The organism is Cupriavidus sp. 8B, from assembly GCF_054589115.1.
The window spans coordinates 1-10,537 of sequence record NZ_BAAILO010000110.1 but is presented as its reverse complement, the minus strand read 5'-3'; the positions used below and the strand labels follow the sequence as shown (position 1 = coordinate 10,537).

The window sequence follows — 10,537 nt, the reverse complement described above, 5'->3', positions numbered from 1 at the left end:
GGTCGAGCGCGCGGTCGAACTCGGTTACAGCGCCCTGGCCATCACGGACGAATGTTCGCTGGCAGGCATCGTCCGCGCCCACACCGAGGCCAAGAAACACGGCCTCAAGCTGCTGGTCGGCGCCTTCTTCCGGCTGGTCAATGCCGACGGCAGCCCGGCTGTCTCCTTCATCGCGATCACGCGCAATCGCGAAGGCTACGGCAACCTATGCGAGCTCATCACGCTGGCCCGCACGCGGACTGCCAAGGGCGCCTACCTGCTGACTCCGCGCGACCTGGATGCACCCGAGGCACCCTACGCGCACCTGAGGGGCTTGCCCGACTGCACCCTCATCTTCACACCGGACTACTGCACACCGGCGGACCGGCTAGATAGCCAGGCCGCCTGGATCACCGCCACGTTCGCCGGACGCGCGTGGATCAGCCTGAGCCTGTTGTACCGCGCGATGGACGACTTCCACCGCGCCGGCGTGTTGCGGACCGCGGCCGACAACCATCTGCGCGTGGTGGCCACCGGCCACGTACTGATGCACGTGCGCTCCCGCAAGCCGCTGCATGACGTGCTGAGTGCCATCCGGCTGCGCACGTCCGTGCCCGAGTGCGGATATCGCCTTACGCCCAACGCGGAGCAGCACCTCCGCTCGCGCCTGCGGCTGGCCAACATCTATCCGCACCGGTTGCTGACCGAGTCATTGCATATCGCCAACCTAAGCACGTTCTCGCTGGATGAACTGCGCTATGAGTACCCCGGCGAGGTCGCGCCCGATGGGGTCGCGCCCGCCGACTACCTGAGGGATCAAACCTACATCGGCGCTCATCGCCGCTTTCCCCAAGGGATCCCGTCGAACGTCCAGCGCCAGATAGAATACGAGCTCGAGTTGATCAGCGATATGCAGTACGAACCGTACTTCCTGACGGTCTACGACATTGTTCGCTTCGCCCGTTCCAACCGCATCCTCTGCCAAGGCCGCGGGTCAGCCGCGAACTCTGCTGTGTGCTATTGCCTTGGCGTCACGGAGGTCGATCCCGCGCGCGGCAACCTGCTGTTCGAGCGTTTCATATCCAAGGAACGTGGCGAGCCGCCTGACATCGACGTCGATTTCGAGCACCAGCGGCGCGAAGAGGTGATCCAGTACCTGTACGCCAAGTATGGACGCGACCGCGCGGCGCTCGCTGCGGCCGTGGCCACCTATCGGCCGCGCAGCGCGTTGCGCGAATCCGGCAAGGCACTGGGTGTAGACCCGGCAATCGTCGACATAGTCGCCAAGGCGCACCACTGGTTCGATACCAAGGAGGACCTGCTTAAGCGTTTCGCGGAAAGCGGTGTCGACACCGAGAGCGAACTGACCCAGCGGTGGGCCAATATGGCGATGCAGCTGCTTGGTTTCCCACGCCATCTTTCCCAGCATTCTGGTGGCTTCGTGCTCGCCCGCGGCAAGCTTTCACGCCTGGTGCCGATCGAGAACGCAGCCATGCCGGAGCGCAGCGTCATCCAGTGGGATAAGGACGACCTCGACGCGGTCGGCCTGCTCAAGGTGGACGTCCTTGCACTTGGCATGCTGTCCGCCATCCGCCGGGCACTCGACCTGGTCTCGGAGCAGCGCGGGGAGGTTTTCGAACTGCAGGACATTCCCGCCGAGGATCCCGCCACCTACGAGATGCTCTGCCACGCCGACAGTGTAGGTGTCTTCCAGGTGGAGTCGCGTGCCCAGATGTCGATGCTGCCGCGGCTTCGGCCGCGCACGTTCTACGATCTGGTCATCGAGGTGGCCATTGTCCGTCCGGGCCCTGTCCAGGGCGGCATGGTCCACCCCTACTTGCGGCGGCGCCAGGGCAAGGAAGCCGTCAGCTATCCCAGTCCAGCCATGGAGCAAGCGCTGTCGCGCACGCTCGGCGTACCAATCTTCCAGGAACAGGTCATGCAGGTGGCGATGCTGGCGGCCGGCTTCACAGCGGGCGAGGCCGACCAGCTCCGCCGTGCCATGGCCGCTTGGAAACGCAAGGGTGGCCTCGAACGCTACTATGACCGCATCGTCTCCGGCATGCTGGAACGCGGCTACGAGCGTGAATTCGCTGAGAGCATTTTCCGCCAGATACAAGGATTCGGCGAGTACGGTTTCCCTGAGAGCCACGCAGCCAGCTTCGCGTTGCTGGTCTACGCTAGCGCCTGGCTCAAATGTCATGAGCCTGCGGTGTTCCTATGTGCGCTGCTCAACAGCCAGCCGATGGGCTTCTACAGCCCCTCGCAACTGGTGCAGGATGGCCAGCGGCACGGCGTAGAAGTGCTACCCGCCGACGTAAGCGTCAGCGGCTGGGACTCGACCCTCGAGCCGCGTGCCTCCGGAAAGCCCGCGGTGCGGTTGGGCCTGTCCCTGCTACGCGGCATGCGGCAAGAAGCTGCCCGGCGCGTCGAGCAAGCCCGGGCAGTTCGCCCGTTCGACACCACGACTGACCTGGCACGACGCGCCGGCCTGGATCGCCACGACATGCAAGTGCTGGCCGCAGGCAATGCGCTTCGTATGCTGGCGGGCAACCGGCGCGAAGCCTTGTGGCAAGCACTGGTGGCAGTCCCTGACAAGGACCTGCTGCGGCCCGCTGACATCACGGAAGAGAATCCGTCGTTGCGTGCCCCCAGCGAATGTGAGGAAATCGTGGCGGACTACCGCGCTACAGGCCTGACTCTGAACCGCCATCCCCTCGCGCTGCTGCGCAGTCAGCTCGCTGCGCGACGGTTTGAAACAGCCGCAACACTGGCGACCTTCCAAAACCGCAAACTCGCGCGAGGATGCGGTCTCGTGACCGTGCGGCAGCGGCCTGGCACCGCCAAGGGCGTGCTGTTCATGACCATTGAGGACGAAACCGGTACGGTCAATGTGATCGTCTGGCCATCGGTGATGGAAAAGTTCCGCAAGGAGGTGCTCGGCGCGCGCCTGGTAGGCGTCTACGGCCAATGGCAGTGCGAGGGCGAGGTGCGCCACCTTGTGGCGCAGCGGTTGGTCGATTTGACGGCACTTCTCGGGGGCTTGGAGACCAGCAGCCGGAACTTCTGCTAGGGATAGGCGTATCCTTCCCATAGGTCATTCCTGACGATAGAGGAGCGTCCCCGTTATGTGTTACTCCGCGCAAATCGAGGCCGACTTCCGAAAATTCGAGCGCGAGTATGGCGCGATCCTGAGCTACCGCCGCTTTGTCGAGTTGTTTTGGGAGAAGCGCCAAGACGGCGGCTGGCAAAAGATCCCGAAGGCCATGCGCGACGCGTTCCGCCAACCGCGCACGGAAGAAGAGAGAGAACTTCTCGAACTGGTTACCACGGCGGACAAGGAACAAGCAAACGCCTTCGAAGCGGAATTGTTCCAGCAAAAGACTCGCCTGTCGGGAGCCGAGCGCGCGCTGGCGACGAAGCCAACCAAGAAGGCGGAAAACGATCAGCGCATCGCCACCGACAAGATCGCTCGGGCGCAACGCAATCTGGCGGATCTGCAACGCATCACACCGCTCGATCGCGATGCGCGCATCTTCCCGGGCCACTATGCACCGGTCATGATCATGAAGAACGGACAACGCCTCATCGTTCCAATGCGATATCAATGTCGTCTGCCTGGCTGGACGGAAGCGATGGAGAAACAGAAGCCCGGAACCTACAATGCCAGGCGCGACAACCTGGACAAAGCATGGCGCAAGCTGTTCGGCTTTCAGCACGGCCTCATGGTTATCACCCGCTTCTACGAGAACGTGGAGCGCGAGGGGGAGAACGTAGTCTTGGAGTTTAGCCCGCAGCCCTCGCAAGACATGTTGGTGGCTTGCCTTTGGTCCTACTCCAGGGGCTCCGACGGTGAGGCAGACCTATTCTCCTTTGCCGCCATCACTGATGAACCGCCGCCCGAAGTGGTTGCGGCGGGTCATGACCGCTGCATTGTGCCAATCAAGCCCGAGTACGTTGACGCTTGGCTAGTTCCGGATCCGCACGACCTAGCCGCTCAATACGCGATCTTGGATGATCGCGAGCGCCCTTTTTATGAACATCGCCTTGCCGCGTAGGCTTTCCAAAGGCGGCCTGCTGATCTTGGAGCGCGCTGCAAGCGCCAAAGGAGAGACGAAGTGAACCAGAACCAAGCGGGCGGGAAACCGAGCTTAGTCGCGATCGCCGCGCCCCCTATCGCGCCGATCACCCTGGTCGCCACCGCGGTCCCTTCGGCCCCGCCCCTCGTGATCCCCGTCATGGTCCCCGCGATCGCGTCCGCCGTAGTATCCGCCGCGGCCGTACCCATCGTACGGAGCGACAACACAGCCGCTCAGCAGCGCAGCGGCAGCAATCGAAAACACGAGAACGTATTTCATAAGACTTTTCCCCTCCGGGTATTGGATGTGTCGGAAGAATACCCACTGCGCAGGACTGCACATGTAAGCAATCGTATCAAGTTCCGAGGGGGTGAAAGCGTGATCCGTTACCCGCTCCTACTTGACATTGCAGCTGCGCTGATCTGCAGCGTTACTTTCCGGGTCCCAAGGACTCCAGCCACCACTTTCACCACCGGGGCTGAGCTCGTCACCATAAAGAGAGGAAGCGCAGAACCAGAACAGTGCGACGTAAGCAGCAAAGATCAAGGCGCACGCCATAACAACGGCAAGAAGGATTGTCATAAGTCGGCTACCCGAAGGCCATCTTGGGCTCCTGCAGCTTACCGATCCGGTCTGATGCCGATTGCAAACAATTGTCAAAACACAGCCGAGGTGCTCGCATGATCCGCCGCAAATACAAGACGTTCGAAGTGACGTTGCGACTCGACCACGACGCGATCCTCGCGTGACGGCCATGGTGCACCCAGGCCAGCTTGGCTTTGCAATCTGAAACTCCATGCTGATAGCCGTTATCGGCATGGACGGTTGCGACAAAAAGCCGCCCGCAGGCGGCTGCACCTTTACTTCGGGAACCGCAACGCCGCGGGGTACGAATAGACGACGCTGCTTGATCTCTCTCATCGATGGAAATCGGCGGGAAGTCTGCGCGGGACGCGCCTGCGAGGTTAGCCCTTCAGCACCGCTTCCACGAGTCCAAGGACTGTGGTGGACGCCTTTGCGACACCCTCCACCGTGCGACATTCGCGCTCACGGGTCTGTAGACGCTCTGACAGTTGCGCCAACACTCATCGCGGGCAGAGCCCTCTTCCTTCAGCGGATCACCCAGCGTCTCTTGAAAACACAGGTACAGGTCGTCTTGCTGCCTTGGCAACCGCAGGAATAGGATGCTCTAAAGTGCCACCAGCCGGCTGCCATTGGACGGGGCACGGCTTTGTCGCCATTGCCATGGAACACGATCATCAGTCGCCCGGCCGCATTCAGCAGCGCGCTTCCGCCCCTTGACTTGCCGATGCCGTTGCCACCCCGCAGCGCGGACGGCAGGTCGTGCACGCTGCCCGTGGACAAGCCCGAATGGATACCCGCCTACGTCAGGTTTTCCAACAGTACTTTTGCATCTTGCCAGTCAGCGGTATCGAATCCCTCGGTGAACGTGCCATGAATACCCGCCAGGATTGAGCGGGCAGCATCCGTCTTGCCGCAGCGTTGCCATAGCCGGGCCATGCTCAGCGCACATTTCAGTTCGACTGACCTGGCACCCTGGTCACGAGCAATGGTGATTGCCGCCTGAAAACAGGCTTCGGCCTCTTTGGCCCTGGTGGACGAGCCCGCTTCGTCGCCAGCCAACATCAGAACCAGTTCCCCCTTGAGCCGAAGCAGAATCGGCTCAGCGAACCGCTCGCCCGTGTTCTCCACCACAGCCAACGCCTCATTCAGCACACGAAGCCCTGCCTCGGCTTGCCTTGCTTTTCCATAAGCGTTGGCGAGCAACCCCAGAAGCGTCGGCAGACCCAATGCCGCTCCGGTGGCTTCGCGGGCGCTGAGGCCTTGATGTATTTGCGCGATTCCCTCCTCATGACTACCCTGCTCGGCAAGCGCCCAGCCGCGCAGGATCGTTCCCCAACCCAGATAGAGGGGGAACCCCTGGTCGCTTGAAAGTGCGATGGCGGCGTCTGCATACTCACGCGCCAGTTGCACTTCGCGCCGGTACTGGTGCAATTCGGCCGCGAAGATCAGGCACAAGGCAAGGCCGAACGGATCAGAGGACTTTCTGGCCAGCGCCAGCGCTTCCTCGCTGCGCGCGCGCGACTGGTCCGGCAAGCCCAGAAACCAGAGCGTCCAGCTTAATGTGCTCTGGATATGAAGGGCGAGGTTCGGCGCATGACGTAGAAGTTTGCTGTATGTTTGCCGATCGGGGCGGTGCAGTGCCAGCGCCTGCTCCATGTGCGTCCGGGCCATCCTGATCTCGCCCAGACGGAGCAAGGTGGCGCCGAGAATGCGGTGCGCCTCCGCGAGCTGTTCCGGATCTTGTTTATCCTGCGCGAGACCGAGCAGCCGCTGCGCCAAGGCGTGTGCCGTACTGAGTTGCGCACGCAATAGATAAAACGACCACAGTCCTAACTGCGCCGAGAAGATCTGCGGTATTTCCCCGCCCTGTTCGCACAAGGCTAATGCACGCGTGTAGGTCTCCTCCACCTCTGGCGCACCATAGCCTCGAGCGGCCATCCAGGCAGGACCGAGGGTCAGCAGCACGGTGAGTTCCTCCCGGGCTCGTTCGGGGGTGTCTGCCATGGACTTGAGCAGTTCGAGGGCTGCACCGAGATGATGGATCGCTTCGATCTGTGCTGAACGCTGCAAGGCCTGCTGGCCCGCCAGATGCAGGTATTCGATGGCTTTCGGCACATTGCCACTCTTGCTGTAATGGTGAGCCAGTTCGCTGCAATAGTCCTTCAGCCGGCCTGGAAACAACGTCTCGATGGCCCGGGCCGTGCGTTCATGCAGCACACTGCGCTGACCGGTCAGCAGGGAGTTAGCGGCCACCTCCTGGGTAAGCGCGTGTTTGAACGCGTACTCCACTTCCGGGAATGCGGGACGCTCGTAAATGAAATCGCCGGCCTGGAGGTCACCCAGAAGCGGGCGCAGTTCCTCTTCCGGTTGCGCGGTGACATGCTGGATCAGACTTAAGGGAAACTCTTTGCCGATGATCGCAAGGGTCTGCAGCAAGTCCTTCTGGGCGACGGGAAGCCGATCGATTCGGGCGGCGAGCACCCCCTGCACGGTCGTCGGAATATGAAGTGACGAAGGGGCGTTCTCGATCCGGTAGCTGCCGGGCTGGCCAGGCAAGACGCCCTCCTCGGCCAGCGTCTTGACGACTTCCTCCATAAAGAACGGGTTGCCCTCCGTCTTCGCCAGGATAAGCAGTTTCAGGGGCACGAGCGAGGGATGGTCTCCCAGCAGGGCCGTGAGCAGGCTCTGTGCCTCCGCTTGCCCCAGCGGTTCCAGTTGCAATTGGGTGTAGTAAAGTTTCCCGCCCCAGTCATGCGCGTATTCCGGGCGGTAGTTGACGAGCAGAAGCAACCTGGTGCGCGGCACATGCTCGATGAGGATATTGAGAAAGGCCTCGGTCTCACTGTCCAGCCATTGCAAGTCTTCGAACAAGACCATCAGCGGCTGACTCTGGCTCTCACGCATCAGTAGCCGTGCAATGGCTTCGAAGGTGCGCTGGCGCCGGATGGTGGCGTCCATCTTGGGCAGCGCCGAGCCCGCTTCGCTGATACCGAGCAGGTAAAGCAGATAGGGCAGATGGTCCTCCAGTGTGCGATCCAGGGTCAGCAACCTGCCGGTGACTTTCTCGCGATACAGCCGTTCGTCATCCTGCGCGGTTATCTGAAAGTAGTTTCTCAACAGATCGATCAAAGGCAGATAGGGAAAGGCCTTGCCATGCGAAACCGAGAAGGTTTCGAGCACCATGCAGCCCCGCTGCGAGCGTGCCTTGAATTCGTGGTACAGACGCGACTTGCCGACACCCGCCTCGCCAACCACCCCGACGATCTGCCCTCGCCCCGCCCTGGCCGACTCCGACGCCTCCTGCAAGCGCTCCAATTCGGCCCGGCGGCCGACAAACCGCGCCAAGCCGCGATGCGCCGCCACTTGCAGGCGCGTGCGCAAGGCGCCGAGGCCGAGCACCTCATAGACTGCAAGCGGCTCCCGAATACCCTTTACGTGCGTGGTCCCGAGGCCCTTGAACTCGAAGTACCCCTCGGTCAGCTTATGGGTCGATTCGCTGACGAGGATCGACGACGGTGTTGCGACGCCTTCCATCCGGGAGGCGATATGGATCGTGTGCCCCACCGGATCGTAGTCCGCGCGCAAGTCATCCTTGCGGATCGAGCGCACCACCACTTCGCCGGTATGGATGCCGACCCGGATCTGCAGCGGGACACCCTGCTCCAGACGGTACCGGTCACCATGGCGGCGCATCGTTTCCTGCATGCGCAGCGCCGCGTACAACGCCCGCAAGGGGTGGTCCTCGTGGGCAATCGGCGCGCCGAACAAAGCCAGGATGCCGTCGCCCAGGGACTTGGCAACGTATCCCTCGTAGTGATGCACGGCCTCCATCATCAGCGCGATCACGGGGTCGATCAGCCCGCGTGCTTCTTCGGGGTCCAGGTCCTGGATCAAGGCGGTCGAGCCGGCCATGTCCGCAAACAGCGCCGTAATGGTCTTGCGTTCGCCGGCAGCCTGTCCCCTGGCCTCCATCGCGGCCTGCTCGGCGAGGATGCGTTCGGCGAGATGGGGCGGCGTGTAAAGAACCGGTGCGGGGACAGCGGGCGTTGGCAGTGCGGCAGCGACTGGCGTTGCGGTCAGCTCCGTCATGGGCGCGCCGCAAGAACCGCAGAACTTTGCTGCGGGGCTGGATTCATGGCCGCATTGCGGGCAGATCTGCGCAAGCCTTTGCCCGCACTCCTCGCAGAATTTTCCTCCCGCGGGGTTCTCGAACCCGCATTTTGTGCAGCGCATATCGCCCTCTGACAGCCTTCGCCTGCCACGAACTCATTAGAGGCGTAATGACCGCCCGTCGCAAGGGATAAGTAGCCGAAAATGCCGCTCACCAAAACGGTCAAGGTGCACTTTGAGGCTCTCAAGGAAGGGGTTGTCCAAGACCTCGGTCGTCCCGCGCGTCAAGCTCACCGGCACTGCTCGGCTTCCCGGCCCACGCCGACGATCGCGTATTCACGTCCTCGACCACTCCGGCGGAGGGCCCATCTTATAGGCAAGATATCGGTGTGTTCGCTTACCCGGCTCAACTGCGCACCGGCACGATGCTGAACCGGGAGACACCCTGGGTTGCAGCCATTTCGGCCGCCAGTCCTGCCGGCGATAGCGCGCGCGCCTTGTCCGGTGCGACCAGGCTGACTCGCCACACGGCCTGGTTGTCGGCAAACGTGATGGTCAGGCTGTCGTGCAGCACGCGATATCCGCGGGACTTTGCCCTGTCGATCAGTAGATCGAGATCCGGCGCTTCTCCGGGCTGGAAAGTCAGCGACACATCAAGCGTCATGCGCCCCGGAAGCCTGGACTCAAGCCGGTGCAACAGAGACATCGAGCTCACGCATAGCACGGCGAGCAGCAACGCGGCGGCATAGAATCCAACGCCGAGCAACACGCCTATGGCCGAGGCAGCCCAGATGGATGCCGCGGTGGTGAGGCCGCGGATGCGCATGCCGTCCTTCATGATGACCCCCGCGCAAAGGAAGCCGACGCCGGTGACGACACCCTGGACCACATGGGTCGCGTCTGCCTGGACGTTCGCAATGGCACCGCCGTACCAGAGCGGCGCGTGACCGACGAACACCGTCAGCGCTGTCGACGCCATGCACACGAGGCCATAAGTGCGCATGCCGGCGGCGCGGCCGTTATATGAGCGCTCGTAGCCAACCAGCATGCCGAGCAGCAGCGCGCCCACCATGTTCAGCCCGATGAACGCGTTGGCGGCGAGAAAGGCGCCGCTCCAATAGTGCTGCAGATCTCCTAGCATAGGATTTCGCGATCAGGCTGCGAGCCAGGCATTCAGCGAGCGCAAGGTTTCCTCGCTCAATTCCCCCGCCGCCGCGGCAAGCTTCAGACGGCCAAGGAGGTAGTCCAAGCGTGCCTGGACCAGGTCGAGCTCAGCGGTGAACACGCGCTGCTGCGCGTCGAGTACGTCGGGTTGCGTACGGGTGCCGACGTCCCGGCCAAGCGTCGTTGCCGCGAGCGCACTACGCGCCGAAGTCAACGACTGCTCGAGTGCAGCGACGCGCGACACGCCCGTTTTCACCGAAAGGAATCCGTCCTGCACCTTCAAACGCACGTCTCGCCGGGCGGCGGCAACCTCCTGCTCCGCCTGGCTCTTCCTCGCAACCGATTCCCGCTCGCGCGAATCCAGTCCGCCGCCCGCGTACAGCGGAATGTTGAGCTGCAAGCCGATCGTCGCGGTTCGGGTGTTGCTGCCTGCAATCCAGGGAGCCAGGTTGCCGGTTTGCCCTTGTGCGCCATAACGCGCCACGAGCGCGACGGTCGGGCGACTGCTGACGCGGTACTTATCGATCTCCGCGCCGGCAACGTCGTGCTCCGACTGCCTGGTCTTGACGAGGTAGCTCTGTTCTTCACCCTTTGCCTGCCACGCCGTGAGATTGTCCGGC

5 protein-coding genes are annotated in these 10,537 nt (G+C 62.6%); 2 read left to right on the top strand and 3 right to left on the bottom strand.

Annotation, left to right across the window (positions count from 1 at the left end):
* Both ACYP5B_RS12370 and ACYP5B_RS12365 read left to right on the top strand, forming a co-directional pair.
* A partial coding sequence (locus ACYP5B_RS12370; RefSeq protein ID WP_459569805.1) for an error-prone DNA polymerase occupies positions 1-3,052 on the top strand: 3,052 nt, incomplete at its 5' end.
* A 55-nt stretch (positions 3,053-3,107) separates the two neighbouring features.
* Positions 3,108-4,037: an SOS response-associated peptidase family protein gene (locus ACYP5B_RS12365; RefSeq protein WP_459569804.1), complete on the top strand. Its 930-nt coding sequence runs from the start codon at positions 3,108-3,110 to the stop codon at positions 4,035-4,037.
* Positions 4,038-5,441: 1,404 nt separating this feature from the next.
* On the opposite strand, the gene ACYP5B_RS12360 is transcribed toward ACYP5B_RS12365, so the two are convergent.
* The 3 genes from ACYP5B_RS12360 to ACYP5B_RS12350 all read right to left on the bottom strand — a co-directional run.
* Complete coding sequence (locus ACYP5B_RS12360) at positions 5,442-8,876, bottom strand: adenylate/guanylate cyclase domain-containing protein (RefSeq protein WP_459569803.1); 3,435 nt, start codon at positions 8,874-8,876, stop codon at positions 5,442-5,444.
* A 283-nt stretch (positions 8,877-9,159) separates the two neighbouring features.
* The gene (locus tag ACYP5B_RS12355) at positions 9,160-9,894 is read right to left on the bottom strand and encodes an MgtC/SapB family protein (RefSeq protein ID WP_459569802.1); all 735 of its coding nucleotides are present in this window, start codon (positions 9,892-9,894) and stop codon (positions 9,160-9,162) included.
* 12 nt (positions 9,895-9,906) lie between these two features.
* On the bottom strand, positions 9,907-10,537 hold a 631-nt coding region (locus ACYP5B_RS12350; protein ID WP_459569801.1), incomplete at its 5' end, for a TolC family protein.